17 protein-coding genes are annotated in these 18,452 nt (G+C 54.4%); 14 read left to right on the top strand and 3 right to left on the bottom strand.

Annotation, left to right across the window (positions count from 1 at the left end; all coding sequences use genetic code 11):
• The first annotated feature begins 7 nt into the window (after positions 1–7).
• The 5 genes from GOW04_RS09875 to mgrA all read left to right on the top strand — a co-directional run bounded on the left by GOW04_RS09875 (position 8) and on the right by mgrA (position 4,822).
• Positions 8–862, top strand: a complete 855-nt coding sequence (locus GOW04_RS09875; RefSeq protein ID WP_171232408.1) for an alpha/beta fold hydrolase — start codon at positions 8–10, stop codon at positions 860–862.
• 16 nt (positions 863–878) lie between these two features.
• A complete protein-coding gene (locus GOW04_RS09880; protein WP_254430106.1) occupies positions 879–2,342 on the top strand; it encodes a M81 family metallopeptidase in 1,464 nt (487 codons plus the stop codon).
• 143 nt (positions 2,343–2,485) lie between these two features.
• A complete protein-coding gene (locus tag GOW04_RS09885) occupies positions 2,486–3,166 on the top strand; it encodes an IS6 family transposase (protein WP_171232485.1) in 681 nt (226 codons plus the stop codon).
• A gap of 70 nt (positions 3,167–3,236) precedes the next feature.
• Entirely contained in the window at positions 3,237–3,482 is a 246-nt protein-coding gene (locus tag GOW04_RS09890) for a hypothetical protein (RefSeq protein ID WP_171232409.1), read from the top strand.
• Positions 3,483–3,790: 308 nt separating this feature from the next.
• The gene (mgrA, locus tag GOW04_RS09895) at positions 3,791–4,822 is read left to right on the top strand and encodes an L-glyceraldehyde 3-phosphate reductase (protein WP_371814390.1); all 1,032 of its coding nucleotides are present in this window, start codon (positions 3,791–3,793) and stop codon (positions 4,820–4,822) included.
• A 317-nt stretch (positions 4,823–5,139) separates the two neighbouring features.
• Here the strand turns inward: mgrA and GOW04_RS09900 are convergent, their stop codons facing one another.
• Complete coding sequence (locus GOW04_RS09900) at positions 5,140–5,376, bottom strand: hypothetical protein (protein ID WP_171232411.1); 237 nt, start codon at positions 5,374–5,376, stop codon at positions 5,140–5,142.
• A 231-nt stretch (positions 5,377–5,607) separates the two neighbouring features.
• On the opposite strand from GOW04_RS09900, the gene GOW04_RS09905 reads away from it, so the two are divergent.
• The 3 genes from GOW04_RS09905 (at position 5,608) to GOW04_RS09915 (ending at position 9,236) form a co-directional block, all read left to right on the top strand.
• Positions 5,608–7,932 carry an ankyrin repeat domain-containing protein gene (locus GOW04_RS09905; protein ID WP_171232412.1) on the top strand — a complete coding sequence of 775 codons (2,325 nt, stop codon included), beginning with the start codon at positions 5,608–5,610 and terminating at the stop codon, positions 7,930–7,932.
• A gap of 182 nt (positions 7,933–8,114) precedes the next feature.
• A complete protein-coding gene (locus GOW04_RS09910) occupies positions 8,115–8,618 on the top strand; it encodes a hypothetical protein (RefSeq protein ID WP_171232413.1) in 504 nt (167 codons plus the stop codon).
• A gap of 222 nt (positions 8,619–8,840) precedes the next feature.
• On the top strand, positions 8,841–9,236 hold the full coding sequence (locus tag GOW04_RS09915) for a nuclear transport factor 2 family protein (protein WP_171232414.1): 396 nt from the start codon (positions 8,841–8,843) through the stop codon (positions 9,234–9,236).
• Positions 9,237–9,324: 88 nt separating this feature from the next.
• Here the strand turns inward: GOW04_RS09915 and GOW04_RS09920 are convergent, their stop codons facing one another.
• A complete protein-coding gene (locus GOW04_RS09920) occupies positions 9,325–10,242 on the bottom strand; it encodes a LysR family transcriptional regulator (protein ID WP_171232415.1) in 918 nt (305 codons plus the stop codon).
• 51 nt (positions 10,243–10,293) lie between these two features.
• Between GOW04_RS09920 and GOW04_RS09925 the strand changes: the two genes are divergently transcribed.
• Together GOW04_RS09925 and GOW04_RS09930 are read left to right on the top strand one after the other, a co-directional pair.
• Entirely contained in the window at positions 10,294–11,208 is a 915-nt protein-coding gene (locus GOW04_RS09925; RefSeq protein WP_171232416.1) for an NAD(P)-dependent oxidoreductase, read from the top strand.
• Between the two features lie 212 nt (positions 11,209–11,420).
• Positions 11,421–12,332, top strand: coding sequence for a homocysteine S-methyltransferase family protein (locus GOW04_RS09930; protein ID WP_174830319.1), 912 nt, complete (start codon positions 11,421–11,423; stop codon positions 12,330–12,332).
• A gap of 285 nt (positions 12,333–12,617) precedes the next feature.
• Here the strand turns inward: GOW04_RS09930 and GOW04_RS09935 are convergent, their stop codons facing one another.
• A complete protein-coding gene (locus tag GOW04_RS09935) occupies positions 12,618–13,172 on the bottom strand; it encodes a cupin domain-containing protein (RefSeq protein WP_171232417.1) in 555 nt (184 codons plus the stop codon).
• Positions 13,173–13,328: 156 nt separating this feature from the next.
• On the opposite strand from GOW04_RS09935, the gene GOW04_RS09940 reads away from it, so the two are divergent.
• The 4 genes from GOW04_RS09940 to dctP all read left to right on the top strand — a co-directional run bounded on the left by GOW04_RS09940 (position 13,329) and on the right by dctP (position 18,426).
• Positions 13,329–14,651 carry an aspartate aminotransferase family protein gene (locus GOW04_RS09940; protein ID WP_171232418.1) on the top strand — a complete coding sequence of 441 codons (1,323 nt, stop codon included), beginning with the start codon at positions 13,329–13,331 and terminating at the stop codon, positions 14,649–14,651.
• Between the two features lie 34 nt (positions 14,652–14,685).
• Positions 14,686–16,197 carry a CoA-acylating methylmalonate-semialdehyde dehydrogenase gene (locus tag GOW04_RS09945; protein WP_174830320.1) on the top strand — a complete coding sequence of 504 codons (1,512 nt, stop codon included), beginning with the start codon at positions 14,686–14,688 and terminating at the stop codon, positions 16,195–16,197.
• A gap of 25 nt (positions 16,198–16,222) precedes the next feature.
• Positions 16,223–17,332, top strand: a complete 1,110-nt coding sequence (gene ald / locus GOW04_RS09950; RefSeq protein ID WP_171232419.1) for an alanine dehydrogenase — start codon at positions 16,223–16,225, stop codon at positions 17,330–17,332.
• 104 nt (positions 17,333–17,436) lie between these two features.
• Entirely contained in the window at positions 17,437–18,426 is a 990-nt protein-coding gene (dctP, locus tag GOW04_RS09955; protein WP_171232488.1) for a TRAP transporter substrate-binding protein DctP, read from the top strand.
• The last annotated feature ends 26 nt before the right edge of the window (positions 18,427–18,452 follow it).

Here is an 18,452-nt window from a genome sequence, read left to right on the forward strand (position 1 = left end):
CCTTCCAATGTCAGTCTTCCCCGAATTTGGTCCAAAATCAGAAACACATCAATTGATCATGGGCGGCGTCACCATGCGAGTCGTCGTTGAAGGCGAAGGGCCTCCGGTCGTGTTCGTCCCCGGCGGAGATCAGACGGCTGAGGCTTATTCCGAACAATTCTCGTGCCTGTCAGATCACTTTAAATGCATCACTTATGATCCACGCGGCGCGGGTGACACGCAATCGCCCCCTCCGCCCTGGTCGATGCAGGATTACGCGGCCGATTGCGCTGCGGTGATTGATGCATTCGCTGGTGGTCAGGCCGTTGTCTGCGGGTTGTCATTGGGCGGGCTGGTCACGCAGCAAACCGCAATCGACTTCCCGGAAAAGGTGCGACTGGCAATTCCGATGGGCACCTCGGCCTATATCGACGGGTTCACTCGCGACTGGATGCAGGCCGAGATCGACTTGCGCAAGGACGGCATCACTCTGCCTGATTATTTCCTTGCCCCGCACTATGCCGTTTACGCCTTTCCGGCCAAAGCGCTGCACGAGCCTGAGCTTTGGGAGCAGCTCAAAGCATCCTACACCGAGCGTTTTCGGAATCGCGACCCGCAGGCAACAATTGATCAGTGGGAAGCCTGTCTGAAATTCGACTGTCGTGAAGGGTTGAAAACCTGCCCGGTCCCGATGCATGTCATCGCCTTTTCCGAGGATGTTCAAACCGCTCCGGTCATGTGCAAAGTGGTTTCTGATCTTGCGCCGAACGGCGTGTTCCATGAAATTCCTGGCCTGGGTCATGTTTCGATGACCCGCCACAAACCAGAAATCGTGGCGGCAAAACTGCGTGAGATTTTGACCGCCGAATTGGTGCAGCAATAAGCGGCTGAAGGGTCAGATGAGAATTGCTATCGCAGGATTTCAACACGAAACCAATACTTTCGTCGCCACTCCAACGCAGCTGAGCGATTTTGAGCAGTCAGACAGCTGGCCGGAATTGCTTTGGGGTCAAGACGTTCTGAACATAACCCAAGGTATGAACCTGCCCATAGCCGGTTTCGCAAAAACTGCCTTGGCGGAAGGGGTCGAATTACAACCTATCCTGTGGTGCGCTGCTGAACCGTGTGGCAAGGTTGCGGATCACGCCTTTGATACCATTGCCGGACATATCACCAACGCGCTTGCGAACATGACGCAGCTTGATGGGGTCTACCTGGACCTGCATGGGGCCATGGTCACAGAGTCTTTGGATGATGGGGAGGGAGAGCTGTTGTCGCGGATCAGACAGGTCATCGGTCCAGACCTGCCGCTTGTTGCAAGCCTCGATATGCATGCCAATATCTCGAGGCAAATGGTGGATCTGTCGGACGTGATGACCATTTTCCGCACCTATCCGCATCTCGACATGGCAGAAACAGGCGCGCGGGCCTTTCGAATGATGCGCGACATCTGCACAAATGGCCCGCCCGCAAAAGCGTGGCGTCAAGGGGAGTATCTGATCCCGCTGCACAGCCAGTATACTGAAGTCGCCCCCGCCAAAACGCTGTACGCCGCGTTGGATGTCTTCGACGGGCCAAACGCGCGCCTGGTTGAACTCGCCGTTGGGTTTACTGCAGCGGATACGGCCGATTGTGGACCATCTGTCCTGGCTTACGGCGAGTCACAATCCGATGCCGATGCAATGGCCGCGCAGATATTCGCAAAGCTGCAAGCGGCGGAAACGCAGTTCGATACGTCTCTGCTTTGTCCGAAAGATGCTGTTGAAACTGCACGGCATGCAAATGGCAAAGGGCCTGTAGTAATCGCTGATGTGCAGGACAATCCGGGGGCTGGAGCCTCGGCCGACACGACAGGATTGCTACGTGAGTTGATGCGGCAAAACGCCCCCTCGGCCATTCTCGGGTTGCTGAACGACCCGCAACTGGCGGCCAAGGCCCACGAATTGGGCGAAGGCGCGGAACTCGAGGCCGAGATTGGTGGTCGAGGTCCCGGCGACGTTCCTTTCGCCTCAAAGGTGCGCGTGCATCACTTAAGCGATGGCCAATGTCGTTATTCGGGCGAAATGTATGGCGGCGGCGTTGCTACGATGGGTCCGTCGGCCGCCTTACAGCTGATTGGAACGCAAATCCATGTCCTGGTCACCAGCATTCGAAATCAATGTCTGGATCTGGCGCAGATACGTTTGTTCAATCTGGAGCCGGAAGACGCTCGGATACTATGTGTCAAAAGCACAACCCACTTCCGAGCCGACTTTGAGCCCATCGCGCAAAAAGTCTTGAAATGTGCCGTACGGGGGCAGTTTCCGTGTCAGCTCAAGGATGTCAGGTATACCAAGCTGCGACCGGGCGTGCGCATAATATAAGGGTGTCAAAGCGCCTCAGCGTCGTATCCGCAACAGTACGAAACGGATCTGTTGCAAAGGGATCTGTTGCAAGTTTTTGGCTGTTGACGAGGTCAGATGCTGCGGGTGAATGGCTTTCGGCAAAATTAGTCGAAAGTCAGTTCATGATTTCCTTCAAAGGCGCGCAATATCCGAAGGATGTGATCCTGTTCGCGGTGTTTTTCTATGTCCGATACGGTGTGTCTTACCGGGATCTGGAAGAAATCATGACCGAGCGCGGTGTTTCAGTGGATCACACCACGCTAAACCGATGGGTAACACGGTATTCTGGTGCAATCGCTGAGGTAGCACGTCGCCGCAAAGGGCCGTGTGATCGTTCGTGGAGAATGGACGAAACTTACATCAAAGTTAAAGGTGCGTGGGTTTACCTCTATCGAGCTGTCGACAAACACGGGAAAACACTTGATTTCATGCTTTCCCCGCGCCGAAACAAACCAGCCGCCACCAAGTTCTTCGCCAAGATGTTGGAGATCAATGGATTGCCGAGAAAGATTGTGATCGACAAGAGCGGTGCCAACACCGCAGGCATTAAGGCCATCAACAAAATGCTCAAAGGCTTTGGTTGCCCGATCCCAAATGAGATGGTGAGGCGGAAATACTTGAACAATATCGTGGAACAGGACCACCGTTTCATCAAGAGACGCACGCGGCCAATGCTGGGGTTCAAGGCCTTTGCTTCAGCAGCGGCAACGCTCGACGGAATCGAAGTGTCGCACATGATCCGCAAGGGGCAACTCACGCCCGGACTCTGCCCATTTCAGCAGTTCGCTGAGCTCGCCACCTGACTTACAAGCGATTTCTGAAACAACTCAACGCGCTCAAATCTTTGCAACAAAACCCATCAAACTGCGCCCATTGGCATTCCCGGTTCTCCTGCAAGAGAAGCCTGAACTCAAGGAATTTGAGATTTCCCGGAATGATCTTAGAGAATATGCCAGTGATAAGGTCGATCGCAAGGGGAGAAAGAACCGAAATATTGTTTTCCAAGCGCATAGGGACTACCTGCAAGATGTAGTCCAACAGACAAATGATGCGGTCGAAAAGCTTTTTAACAACAATGACTTGGTGAATGAAATCAAGAATCTTTATTTTGAGCAGTAGTGCTTGATAGATCGAAGTCTTGATAAACTAGACGACGCGAACGGCCCAGAGCCGACATCCAACCCGCCATATTGATGCTGCGGTTGCAGCCCGCTTTGCAGACTTTCGCGGCGTCTATGCGGCGGTACCGAAAGCAATCGATCAAATCGTAAGACTTTAGTGCTTGAAGTAAGACTAACCATAAGCACCCAACCTGGAAGCGCTGAAACTCGTGTCGATCTTAATGAAGGTGATCCGTTTGACAGGCCCAACAATCCATTGATTATGTGCGCATGACCAAAGCTCAACGACCGCCAAAGCCAAAACCCGTGCCGTACACCCCGGAGCCGGACCGCTACGAGCGGATGGTGTATCGGCGATGTGGGCGGTCCGGTATAATACTCCCTGTTGTCAGCTTGGGGCTGTGGCACAATTTCGGCGCAGACTCACCGCACGAAAACAAGCGCGCCATGTGTCGTGCAGCGTTCGACCATGGGATCACTCACTTTGATCTGGCGAACAACTACGGTCCACCACCCGGTTCAGCCGAAGAGGCATTTGGCGAGATCCTCAAAACGGATTTCGCGGGTTACAGGGATGAGCTGATCATTTCCTCCAAAGCAGGCTACGACATGTGGCCGGGACCTTACGGAGAATGGGGGTCGCGCAAGTACATGATTGCGTCCTGTGACCAATCACTCGCGCGCATGGGGCTTGATTATGTCGACATCTTTTATTCCCACCGCTTTGACCCCGACACCCCGCTCGAAGAGACAATGGGTGCCTTGGATCATATCGTACGGTCGGGTCGCGCGCTCTACGCAGGTATCTCGAGCTACAACTCCCAACGCACGCGCGAGGCGGTGAAGATTCTCAACGATCTTGGGACACCTTGTCTGATTCACCAGCCTTCTTACAATCTGCTCAACCGTTGGGTGGAGCGGGACGGTTTGCTCGATACCCTTGACGATCTTGAGGTAGGATCGATTGCCTTCACGCCCCTGGCACAAGGCATTCTTACGTCGAAATACCTGCGCGATATTCCGGATGGCAGCCGTGCCACACAAGGAAAGTCGCTGTTCGATGGCATGATTAACGAGCGATCTCTGGCAAGTGTCCGTGCTCTGAACGACATGGCCGAAGCTCGTGGTCAGACTCTGGCGCAAATGGCTCTGGCCTGGGTGCTCAGAGGTGGGCGCGTGACCACCGCACTTATCGGCGCGTCGCGGCCGGAACAGATCGTCGACTGCGCAGGCGTTGTTGATAATCTCGACTTCAGTTCTGACGAGTTGAAAAAGATCGATGAAATCAGTTCGGAAGAAGATATCAATTTATGGGCAAGGTCGTCAGAAACAGAATGACCAATCTTATTATTGCTAAAACCCGAGAAAATTTGGAACTTGAGGTCATTGTCGGCTGCAGCTTCTGCAGCTCGGCTAAATAACTATCAAGACTAACCGGCCCAAAACCGCCGTATAGCTTTGTTACCCACAGCTGCGGATGCAGCCCGCTTAGCAGACATTCGCCGTTCGAACTGGTCTGGGCCGAGGTGTAATTTGGCTGTGTGACGTGATCTTAAGGCCAATTGTCTCCCGCATGATCAGTTTTACGACTGTATTCCCGATTTCCTCACGGATGGGGGCGGCTTCGATTATCTCTTCCTCATGCCAAGCAACATTCAGTTGCGAGGCAAAAAATGGATCAAAGAAAAGGAAAGAGAAATGGCAAATCCACGCCCTACGAACGGCCCATCAACCACAGGAAACAAATCTGGTTCTGGCCGCGGAAACAATCCGCCTAAGGGGAAATAAGTAGCCTCTAGCCAGCCGCGCGCAGCACGCACAAAGGCTTCTGAAAAAGGCTCGGCCACGACAGTTACTGAAAGAAATGATTGGGATGGTGGTTGCGCCGCCATCCCCTTATCGAGGTGCAAAGTGTATTATTCAAAAGACAAGGAGTTGAACAAGGTGATTGCAAAAGAAGTGAAGTCTGGGGCGCGTTATGTCTCTGGAAAAAAACACTCAAAGCTATTCCTGGCTGGTGGTGGATTGCTGGTTTTCTCACGAACACCGAGTGATCGACGGGCGTTTCGGAACGTGAAGGCGGAACTGTCCAGGCTGCACCGCCAACAGGCTGAGGTGTGACCATGCTCGACACTCTGCCGAAAGCTCAACTTCCAACTTCACATTCCGCACTCCTTTATGCTGTGTCACTATTCGGCTCACCGAAATGGCAGCACGCCGAACGCCGCCGTTATGCAAATTCGGAGATGCGATTGGAGGGAGGGGCTGACCGAACGCTCGAGTTGCTTGATCTGCTAAGGCAGGCGTTGGGTCTGGAGCAATCATCAACCCTATGGGGCGATGTTGTTGAGCAAGCTTTGAGACTTGGGCTTTCACTGGATGCGTTAGAGCTCCACACGCGGACATATTCGGTAAATCCGCAGCAGGCACTTTGGGTGCTTCTTGCGTTCGACGTTATGCCTGCCCTTGGCAGAACGTGGGGCTTCTGGTGTCAGGTTGAAGCGCTTTTACCTCGCATGCCTGAAGAAGATCTTTGGTTTTTGCCCCATCAAGACACTGCGAACTCAAATCGTTTGATCCTGCCGGTCGAAGCAATTCTGAGTTGGTGGCTGAAGCAGGTGGAAGGACCTCTCGATCGGCTTTGGGGAGAGTACGATGAAGAAAGGAGACGGACCCTTGACAACTGGAAGTCAGGCCGAACGACGCCAGCGATTTCCAGGATCATGGAGTGGTTTAGTGACGATCATAAGTTTTCATATAAGAGTTCAGACGAAGCTCATCTGTCGACACCGCAGCTTCGCTCGTTGTTGCTTTGGGCGCGTGCACTCGAGCAAAGCTACAAGGATCTCGTTGGATTTTTGACGCCAGGTGTTCAGCCGAACGACGCGGATCCTATGCGTAACAAGGCGCTGCAATTGATCGAGCTTTTTAGGTGGAGCCACGAGGCTACTGTCGCGACAGACCCGGCCAACCCGGCATCGGCCGATCAGGCTTTCGCTAAGGCTCTACCATTCTGGATAAAGGAAGGCCCGTTTCGTGTGATTACACCAGACGGGTCCGGAAGGCTACTGGCCACAGAGCAGGTAGCCGATTTCCTGAGTGGAATAATAAGTTCTGTACCGTGCGACGATACGCTCCCCGATGTTTTTGGAGATCTAAAGCTAAGGTCGCCGGCGATAATGACATTCAACGGAAGCTTGGTAGAACAGCGACAAAGGATTCAGGAAGCCATCGATCACTGCATTGAAATCCAGAAAAGCAATGAACCCGATCGCCAATACCGTGTCGCAGCACACTTGGTAAAGCTTCGAAAATTGCCCGGCATTGCCGAGTTTGAACCGGACCTCGCCTATCTTAGCGCCCTTAACGCAATTTCGTCGGGAAATTTTGACGGCGCGTGCGAACACGCTGAAAAGGCTCTCGAACTCTGTCTGGCACGGTCCATCGGTCCACTGAAACTGGATATCGCTAAGCTCAACTTTTCACTTGCGGTTGCTCAGGAAGCGTTCAGCCGTCGCAGTGCGGAGCGCAGTTTTCGATTACTTTGCAAGTCAGTTGAGCCTGAAGTAGCTGCTCGCTGGAAGCTCGGTGAAGGCCCGATCGATTACTCTATGCGCTTAGCGGCGGCCGATCACGCGGCTTGGTTCTGGGAGAACATTGTTCGCCCTTATGAAGGGGTGGAAATCGAAGCGCCGCTTCAACAAGAATCTGACATCATTAGGTCATACGCTGGTTTGCTTCTCTCCAGTGCGTCAGAGTTGGAGGTACGCGGTTTCATCAAGCACTTTCGCAGCAAGCTTAAGCGTAAGCTAAGAGATGTGCGTGGTGACACGTTCTTCACTGCGACATCAAAGATGGTGCCGGATCTTGTGCGTGCAATGAGGCAAATGCCGGCCTATTCCGGAATCCACAAAGATCCGGTCGAACTTGCTAACTCGATGGCCGAAATGCATTTGAAGCTAGTAAGCTTGCTGCCCACGGATGTCCTGAATGCGCGGGACTATTTGAAACAGACTACGCTGATGTTGGCAGCCGATCGAAAAGATGTAGACATGGTAAAGGCCCTCATTGACCGCCATGTGGATATCGATGCGCAGGACGTCATTGGTCGGACGGCATTGCATTCAGCAGCCAAGGTCGGAGCTGATCGATGTTTTGAAGTTCTTCTTGCTGCTGGCGCGAACCCAACGCTCCAAACTTACACCGGTAAGACGCCAGCCATTTTTGCCGCGGAATTTGGGCGGGCCGCGATCTTCCAGATGAGATTGGCATGCACGGCATATCAAATGGGTAGAGGCGAGCTTGAGGAAGCGCACAAACTGGCGCAGGACTCTGCGGAGGATTTCAAAGCAAAGCGCAAGGCATATGCCATTCAGGGATATGAAATCGCAGGGCGGAAGGGCTTTCAGAGGATTGCTGAGCTAACGTTGAAGGTACTGAATGAGTGATATCTTGGAGTTTGGTTGGCGAGCGCGGCCCTAAACTGCCATTGCCTGACGCTTTTGCTGCCGCACTGCGGCGTCGGATAATCTGCCGTTGACATCTTTTTTCGCCTGATCGCGGTGATTAGGTGAGATGAAACGATACTTGTCACCCGGCAGTCATGCGGTTAGTTAGAGGGAGATAAAACGTGATTCACTTGGTAGCGCCGTTAGGCGGAAAGGTTATCGGAAAGGCTGCCAGTCACGAATATGCCTGGTGGCTATGCAGTCGTTACAGTCTCGCACCGCTACCGCTCGCGGATGCCAGTGTTGTTGATTTGGTGGATGTCGAGGATAGCACCAAGCTTTGGACAGTTCGGTGCGAGCATGTCGAGTTTCCATTGGATCGAGGCGCATTTGAAAATCGGAAAAGAGATAGTCTGGCCGAATTGGACAACGGTCTACCAGCTTGGCCAGTCGCCGAAGAAAACGGGATAGCTTTCAGCACATTCAAAGCACGCCTCAGGCGCGGCTGGTCAGGGGAGAGGGCTGCGACTGAAGGCACGCGAGACATATCACCCAATCCGGATGACGAATGGGAGATAACGGCGCTTGAGAATGGCGTTTCGGTGCGCGCCTATCGAGCCCGAGTGCAAGCTGGCTGTCCCGAATCCATTGCCGCAACCATGGGCTTGAGCTGGCGCAAGTGGTGACGGCCCACAGCCGACATTCGGTATCTCTCAGATTTCATCTATCGGCTTCCCGAAAGCTGCCGTTCGTTCAAAACGCAGAAATTTCAATGAGCGGATGGCCGTGAGGCAAACAAACCTGCCATCGTTGAGAAGCGCTGTTAAGCAAACTTGATTGCTTTCAGAGGCCCGACTAACGTTTCTGCAACCATGTGTTTTCGCGATTTTTAGACCATGAAAATATAGATGACACCTGATGTACAAACCGCCCGCCGCATAACTCAAGATCATTGCGCTGCATGGACAAACCGGGCGCCTGGCGATGTCGCCGGAAGATTTGCTGAACATGCAATCATGATAATGAACGGTGGCGACCCAATGAAGAGCCGGACGGAGATTGGCGACATGGCGGCGGGTTTTATGGCTGACTTCCCTAACCTCGTTCTTAACCTCGACACGGTTCTCGTCGCCGATCACCACACGGTTTATGCGTGGACTTTCGAAGGCCATCATAAAGAGACTGGTAACCATGTTCGTTTCTCGGGCTGGGAAGAATGGGACTTAGACGACAACCTGAACGTCACCAAATCGCTCGGGTGGTATGATGGTGTGGATTACGAACGCCAAGTTGCGGGAACATGACCATATCCGGCGCCAATTCGCGCACTGTACGCACAGTCATATACGGCAAGTCAGTCCCAAATTGACTCTAATCGGTGCTCTTTACTGCCTACAGCAAGTGAGAGGGCGTCCACCGGAAAAGGCTTTTCTCATATTCGGTAATTGATTTCGAGAGCCACCGCATGAACAACTTTGCCGCTGGTCGAACCGGGCCCGGCACAGTGACAAGGTAGTAGCCGATCTGCGGTATTGGATCGTCGAACAGCGCCACGAGTTGTCCCGACTTCAGCTCGTCAGAAACAAAAGCCGGTACCGTCGCCCCGATACCATCGCCGCGACGGATGCCATCCAGCAGCATATTGCCCGGCACGCGGACAACTCTCCGGTCGGCGTCGGTCGGAATTCCGACTTTCTCTAACCATAGGTCAAACTCGACTGACGCTTGTTCCTGAAGAAGCGTGAAATCAAGCAATTCTTTAGGATTCGTGAGCATCCGGTTTCCGACTAGTTCGCGGGACGCGACGACCGTCAGACAACCTGGCAGCAGCATCTGCGAGTCAAGCCCTTGCCAGTGACCTGTTCCGTATCGGATGGCGATATCAATTCCGCCCGGCTTCAGGTCGACAGCCTGGATCGTTGAATCGATCCTCAATTCGATATCGGGGAATTCGTCAACAAACATCGACAGACGCGGCATGAGGAACGCGCTTGAAAACATTGGAGTCGCGCTAACCACCAACGGTCGAACCGCCTCTGCACTCGACACGCTCTCGGTCACGGAGGCCATTTCAGCGAAAGCTTCAAGCAGGCGAGCTGACAGGAATTCGCCTTGCGATGTCAGAGAAATGCCATGTCGGGTACGAGTGATAAGCCGAGTGTCGAGATGTTGTTCGAGCCCGCGGATTTGCTGGCTGACTGCGGAATGGGTCACGTTCAGTGCCTCTGCCGCCCGGGTCAGATTTCGAAACTCGGCAGCGGCGGCGAAGGCTCTGAGAGATGTCAAAGAAGGAAGTGTGCGCCAATCCATAAGTAAGATGATCTAATAATATAGAAAAATTTACAACTATGTGATCCCCGGATGCCGGCGCATGCTGGTGCAGTAATTCATTGGCGACCACCGGAGACAAACATCATGAAAATTGCTGTTTTGGGACTGGGCAATATGGGCTCAGCGCTGGCGCATTGCTTGCTCAAGGCAGGCCACGAAGTCAGCGTTTGGAACCGCACATCGGAAAAGGCAGAGGTTTTTGCTGAGGCTGGAGCCACGATCTGCTCTTCACCGAATGATGCTATTGCGGCGTCTGATTTTGTCATCATCTGTATCAAGTGCCACAAGGAAACTGTTGACCTGGTCAACGGGCTGAGCGTCTCGCTTAAGGGTAAGACCATCTGTGACATGAGCACGGGCGATACCTCAGATGCCGATAGACTGGTCGCCATCCTTGAGGGACAGGGGGCTGACTACATGCTGGGCATGATCAATGCCTACCCTTCCGGCATTGGTGGTGACGAAACCACAATCCTTGCGGTGGGCAGTGCCGGAACCTGGGACCGCTATGGCAGTATCATCAGAGAATTGGGTGGAAAGTCCGCCCATGTTGGAGAGAATCCAACGGCACTTGCCGCGCTCTTTGCCGGCCTCTTCACGGTTCGACAGGGGTTCATGTTCGGAATGATCTACGGTGCACTTGTCTGCCAAAAAGCGGGCATCCCGATGCAGATTTATGCCGACCAACTCCCTGCCACGATCAAACTGGTCAATGACTACCATGATCTCTTTGCCAGAACTGTTCCGTTTGAGGATTACGACAGTGCGGAAGCCTCTCTGAAGGTTTACGCGATGGCGCAACAGGATGCGTTGAAGACCTATCTCTCACTTAATGCGCCAGCTGATTTCATCCAGTTGATGCATGACCGCACCAAAACGGCTTGGGAAGATGGCCACGGCGACAGACAGCTGACCTCACTGGTCCAGCATATGACGGATGCCTGATGCAAAAAGGCTCCGGCCCAAACCTGCCATTGGCTATGGCTTGATGACGCTGTAGTGCGGCCCACAGAAGGAGAATTTCGCTGCGGTTGAGAGTTGCCCGGGAAGATGAGTCGTGCTCACGGAATACACTCTGTCGCCACCCTAAGGTTCACAGGAGACCCGGGACAATGTAGGTTTCTGTGAAGACTTGACGTCAATAGGTGTGGATCAGAATGGCGCGACAGTTCCCACTCGAAGGTAACAAGACCTTTCTGGTTTATGCCGGCACTGGCACCGACCTGATATTCAATCATGGCGTTGAGTTACCTGGTTTCGCATCGTTTCCATTGCTGGAAGAACCTGGCACCAGGGCAATACTGGCCGGTCAAATGAAGGCTCTTGTCGATCTCACCCGTGAAATGAGTATCGGATGCATCCTTGACGCGCCCACATGGATGGCGAACGCCGACCGCGCAGCGCCCTTAGGATACGATGCAGACCGCCTCGTTGAGGTAAACAAAGATGCGGTCAGTCTAATGGAGGAGGTGCGCCAGGCTGCCGCTCGCGATGATGTACTGGTGTCGGCCTGTATCGGCCCGCGCTATGACCCTTACGCCGACATCCCTCCGGTGACGGTCGAAGATGCACGCCAATACCACGCCGCTCAAATGCACAGCCTGAAAGACACAAGCGTCGACCTGGTCACCGCTTATACGTTCAACCGTCCAAGTGAGGCTGCGGGATGCATCCTCGCCGCCGGAGACGCAGATCTGCCGATCATCATGTCTCTGGTTGTCGAAACGGACGGGTGTCTGGCGGACGGGACCAAGCTTGTGGACGGAATTGATCAGATCGACGAGGCAACCGACTCGGCGGCGCTGTTTTTTATGGTCAACTGCGCTCATCCGACCCATTTCGCCGGAGCGCTTGATAACCACCCCCGACTTAAAGGCTTGGTGGCAAACGCTTCGAGTTGCTCGCATGCGGAACTTGACGAAGCAGATGAGCTGGACGAAGGCGATCCAGCTGAACTTGGTAAACAGATTGCCTCGATTGCGAGGCAGAATCCGTCGATCCAAGTATTTGGAGGGTGCTGCGGTACCGACATGCGTCACCTGAAGTCAATGGCCAGCGAATTGGCGTAGCCAACTTACTTCAATCTGAGCGATAGCGCTGATATCTAAGGTGATACCGTTATTTCTTTCCGCTACTTGTTATAAGCGGCCCAGAGCGGACCTTCGCCCCACCTTCCCGTTTCTGCGGTCGCAGCCCGCTTACCGGACATTCGCCGCGGCTGCGAAATCTGAAGTTGGTTTGTTTTTCAGAATCACGTAAGAAAGTCGGCCTAATTTTATTAGTTTGAATTGATTGTCGAATGTGGCTTTAACGCAAAATATTGAACACTCTTATAGTTGAACTCATTTGTTTGGTCAGAACGACGAAGGAGTACATGCGCTAATTACTTTGCAGGACGTATCTCCGGCATTCCGAAACCTGTGTGGCAGAATACTCGAAAAGTAATACGCATCTCCTGGACCCAAGACCCTGGACTGCCCGTCTACCGTGACTTCCAGCCGTCCTTCTATCACAACAGCGCATTCCTCACCTTCGTGAGACAGTTCAGCTCGACCCGAGTCAGCACCTACTTCGTACTCCTCAATCAGCATCTGTAGTTTCCTGTCTCGGCGCTCACCTGCAACCAACAAATAGGAAACCCCAGGTGACCCAAGATCGCGCATAGTTCCATGGGGAAAGTAAAAGCTGTCTTCATTTTTGAGTTCGAAACTAAAAAAGAACCCCAGATTGATATCAACGCCCGCCAGAATCTTCTTGAGCAAAGCAACAGAGGGTTGGGTCGATCCGCTTTCGATTTGAGAAATTGTCCCGCTACCAACTCCAGCACGCTTGGCCATCTCACGCTGGCTGAGACCCTTTGAGGTACGAATCAGTTTTAGGCGACGAGCCGTTTCCAAATCTGATGACAAAACCGTTACCTCAGTGATTTCTCGCTTTTGATCGAAAGCACTTTATGTGAGCACGGTCTGTTTTTCAACAACTTACAGATTCCCACAAAGCCGGGTGTGCGGAATGCCTGAACTCTGCAAAGATTTGGCATCAAATGAAAATCTGCCTCACGAGGAATGAACGTGCTTGATCAACCCAACACAATGTCATCGTTTTGGATGCCGTTTTCAGCCAATCGTGATTTCCTTCGCGAGCCCCGAATGATCCAGTCGGCCGACGGGATGTATTACACCAGTTCTGATGGCCGAAAGGTCATGGATGGTACCGCCGGACTGTGGTGCGTCAACGCAGGTCATCGTGATCCGCTGATCGTCGAAGCGGTACAGAGGCAGGTGCACGAGTTGGACTATGCGCCGAATTTCCAGTTCTCCCACCCTCAGGCGTTTGAGTTGTCGGCAAAGCTGACCGCGATGATGCCTGAGGGAATGAATCACGCCTTTTTCACCAACTCTGGCTCCGAGTCCGTTGATACAGCGCTCAAGATTGCGCTGCATTATCACCGGATGCGCGGTGACGGGGCCCGCACCCGTTTGATCGGGCGAGAGCGCGGCTACCACGGCACCGGCTTCGGCGGAATCTCGGTCGGCGGCATTGTTAAGAATCGTATGCATTTTGGCACGCTTCTCGCCGGTGTCGATCACCTGCGCCATACCCATGATCTGGAGAAAAACGCATTCTCACGTGGATGCCCGCAACACGGCGCTGAACTTGCGGACGATCTGGAACGGTTGGTCGCGCTTCACGATGCGTCGACCGTTGCAGCCGTGATCGTTGAGCCTATGGCCGGGTCCACCGGTGTGCTGTTGCCGCCGAAAGGATACCTGAAGCGGCTACGCGAAATCTGCGACCGCCATGGCATCCTGCTGATTTTCGACGAGGTCATCACCGCCTTTGGTCGTTTGGGGGCCGCGACAGCATCGGAGTACTTCGATGTGAAGCCGGACATCATCACGACGGCCAAAGGCCTGACTAACGGTGTCATTCCGATGGGAGCGGTCATCGTATCCGAAAAGATATATGACTCGGCTATGGAAAATGCCGATGCGCCGATTGAGCTGTTCCACGGCTATACCTATTCCGCCAATCCAGTGTCTTGCGCGGCCGCGCTGGCAACGCTGGAGAGTTACAAGCAGAATGATCTATTCCGCCGTGCTGCATTGCTGTCGCAGCCCTGGGAGGATCAGCTTCACAGCCTCAAAGGTCTGCCGAACGTCATCGGTATCCGCAATCTGGGATTGGTGGGCGCGGTCGAGCTTGCACCACGAGAAGGCACGCCGGGGGCACGAGGCTATGACGCCATGAAGCGGGCCTGGGACGCCGGAATAATGATCCGTGTCACAGGTGACATCATCGCCTTGTCTCCACCACTGATCATCTCGGAACCCGAAATAGCGACACTCTGTCAAACACTTGGAGAGGTATTGGCTGACTTGCCATAACCCCTGACTTCTAACCCCAAAAAGGACTGACATCATGAAAGATGCATCCCCGATCGCTTTGATCGGCCACTACATTAATGGCCAAATCACTGCTCCTTCCGGTGAGAATACTCAGCCGGTTTTCAATCCCGCAACCGGAACGCAAACCGGCGAGGTGTCGCTGGCGACTGTACAGACAGTGAACGACGCAGTGGCCGCCGCCAAAGCAGCGTTCCCAAAGTGGTCGAACACTCCGCCGATCCGCCGCGCCCGCCTGATGAACAACTTTCTGGCTCTGGTGCGCGAGCATAAGGACGATCTGGCACGTGCCATCACGGTTGAGCATGGCAAGGTGTTCACCGACGCGCAGGGTGAAGTTGAGCGCGGCATTGATATCATCGAGTTTGCCTGCGGCATTCCGCAACTCCTCAAGGGCGATTACACGGAGCAGGTCTCCACTGGCATGGACAACTGGACAACGCGTCAGGCGTTGGGCGTTGTCGCCGGGATCACTCCCTTTAACTTCCCGGTCATGGTGCCGATGTGGATGTTCCCGATCGCCATCGCCGCAGGCAATACCTTTATCCTGAAGCCGTCTCCGACCGATCCGTCGGCCTCTCTGCTGTACGCGGATCTGATGCAGAAAGCCGGTTTCCCCGACGGAGTGTTCAACGTGGTTCAGGGTGACAAGGTTGCGGTGGATGCGTTGCTGGAGAACGACGACGTCAAAGCCGTGTCCTTCGTCGGCTCGACGCCAATTGCGAACTACATCTACGAGGTCGGTGCGCGCCACGGCAAGCGCGTTCAGGCTCTGGGCGGCGCGAAGAACCATATGCTGGTGATGCCGGATGCCGACATGAACAAAGCCGCCGACGCCCTGATCGGCGCGGCCTATGGTTCGGCCGGAGAGCGTTGCATGGCCATCTCGGTTGCCCTGCTGGTTGGCGATGCCGCCGACAAGCTGATGCCGGTTCTGAAAGAACGTGCCGAAACCCTGAAGGTCAAAAACGGCCTCGAACTGGACGCCGAGATGGGCCCGATTGTCACGGCCGCTGCGCGGGACCGGATCAAAGGGTACATCGACTCCGGCGTCGCAGAAGGTGCGGACCTGCTGGTCGATGGCCGAGACTATACCGTCGAAGGGCACGAGGAAGGCTATTTCCTTGGCGGTACCCTGTTCGACAACGTCACGCCTGACATGAAGATCTACAAGGAAGAGATCTTTGGCCCGGTCCTGTCCTGTGTCCGCGTTTCGAGTTTTGCTGAAGGTCTGCAACTGATCAACGACCACGAGTTCGGCAACGGCGTGTCGTTGTTCACCCGTGACGGCAACGTTGCGCGTGAGTTCGGCAAGCAGGTTCAGGTCGGCATGGTCGGTGTAAATGTTCCGATCCCGGTTCCCATGGCCTGGCACGGCTTTGGCGGCTGGAAGAAGAGCCTGTTCGGCGACATGCACGCCTATGGCGAAGAGGGCGTTCGTTTCTACACCAAGCAGAAATCCATCATGCAGCGCTGGCCCGAAAGCATCTCGGAAGGTGCCGAATTCGTCATGCCAACGGCAAAATGATCATCCGATCCAAGGAGTGAAGAACATGTTCATTGGTGTTCCCAAGGAAATCAAGAACCATGAGTACCGGGTCGGCCTGACCCCCGAAAGCGTCGCGGAACTGGTTTCACATGGCCACAACGTCATCGTAGAGACCAATGCCGGGTCGGGCATTGGTGCAGATGACGACGCCTATCGTGCCGCCGGGGCCGAAATTGCCGCAACTGCGGCCGATATTTTCGCCAATGCAGAGATGATCGTGAAGGTGAAGGAGCCTCAGGCCGTGGAACGCGCCATGCTGCGTGAAGGTCAGATCCTTTATACCTATCTTCATTTGGCCCCCGACCCGGAGCAGACCAAAGATCTGGTCAATTCTGGTGCGGTCTGCATCGCTTATGAAACCGTCACAGACGACAATGGCGGGCTGCCATTGCTGAAACCGATGAGCCAGGTTGCCGGTCGCATGTCGATTCAGGCCGGTGCCAGCGCGTTGGAAAAGGCAAAGGGCGGTCTGGGTGTCTTGCTAGGTGGGGTGCCCGGCGTGAAGCCCGGCAAAGTTGTGGTCATCGGTGGTGGCGTCGTTGGCTTCAACGCAGCGCAAATGGCCGTCGGCCTGCACGCGGACGTGACCATTCTGGACCGCAACCCTGCGGTTCTGGAGAAGCTGGAGAACCATTTCGAGGCGTCGGCCAAAGTTGTCTATTCGACCAAGGCTGCGCTGGGAGAAGAAGTCACCAACGCCGATCTGGTTGTCGGTGCGGTTCTGATCCCGGGCGCTGCTGCGCCCAAGCTGGTCACACGTGAGTTGATTTCGAAAATGAAACCCGGTGCGGTCGTCGTGGACGTGGCGATCGACCAGGGCGGCTGCTTTGAAACGACCAAAGCTACCACACACGCAGAGCCCACCTATGTTGTGGACGACGTTGTTCATTATTGTGTCGCCAACATGCCGGGCGCAGTCGCCCGAACATCAACCTACGCGCTCAACAACGTCACGCTGCCGCACGCTCTGGCTATTGCCAACAATGGTTGGAAGCAGGCGCTTGCGGACAACCGTCATCTTATGAACGGCCTGAACGTGGCCCACGGCAAGGTGACGTACAAGGCTGTGGCCGATGATCTCGGATACGAGTTCGTCGCCCCGGAACTTTGCTGAATTGAAGCAAAGAATTGTCCCGTCGCGCGCAATGCGGCGGGACGCACACCACTGAGGAGGAAACCTTAATGATTACGAAGATTAACCGCCGCGCCCTCGGCGCGATGGGTGGCGCTGTTTTGCTTGCTGCAACCACACTCTCAACAGCAGCCGCAGCGGAAGACATTACACTGCGCTTTGCCGGCGTGTTCCCGATTGACCATCAGGGCACGAAAATGATGGAGCAGGTCGCAGCGGATGTCGCGGCAGCAGACGTTGGCCTGAAGATCGAAGTATTCCCGGCAAACCAACTGGGTTCGGGTGAGGCGCTGTTCGAAGATGTAGCACGCGGCAATATCGACCTGGCATCGGCGTTCATCTATGCCGATACCGATCCACGCCTGGAATTCCTGTCAATGCCGTTCCTGCTGGGCGGCTGGGATGACATGGAAAGCACGCTTCTCAACATGGATTCCGAGTTTAACACCATCCTGCAAGAGATCACCGACGAATACGGTGTGCGGGTAATGGCGCAGAACCCCGAAGGGTTCATTGGCATCGTTTCGTCGCAAGAACCTGAAAACTGGAACACCTTTGACGACAAGGGCATGAACATTCGCGTCTGGTCGTCCAGCGTCGTGAAATCAATGGTTGAAGAACTAGGGTATCAAGCGACAACCATGGCATGGGGCGACATTTTCCCCGCACTTCAGGCCGGTATTGTCGATGGGGCCATCTGCTGCACCAAGACCGCGACCTACTCGATCTTCGCAAAGTCGGATGTTGGCACTCACTTTGTCGAGTACAACTCGATCTCGGAACTGACAACGTTCTATGCGTCGCAGCGGACACTCGACAAATTGAACGACGAACAGCGTGCCGCACTGCAGGCCGCAATGACCAAGGCGTCCGAAGACTTCTTTGCCTACAACCGCGAGAACGACGAAGTATTCGGTCAGAAATTGCTCGACAAAGGCTACACCATCCTGCGCCTGAGCGACGAAGAACAGGCTGCGATGGCCGCTCATGTCCAGGAAACGGTCTGGCCCGCGATGGCACAAAACGTCGGTCAGGACATCATCGACCGCCTGCTGGCAGCAAAAGAACAGCAATAAACACTGAGATGAAGGGCCAGCTAATC

Source organism: Ruegeria sp. HKCCA4812 (assembly GCF_013034245.1).
In the GTDB taxonomy this organism is placed as follows: domain Bacteria; phylum Pseudomonadota; class Alphaproteobacteria; order Rhodobacterales; family Rhodobacteraceae; genus Ruegeria.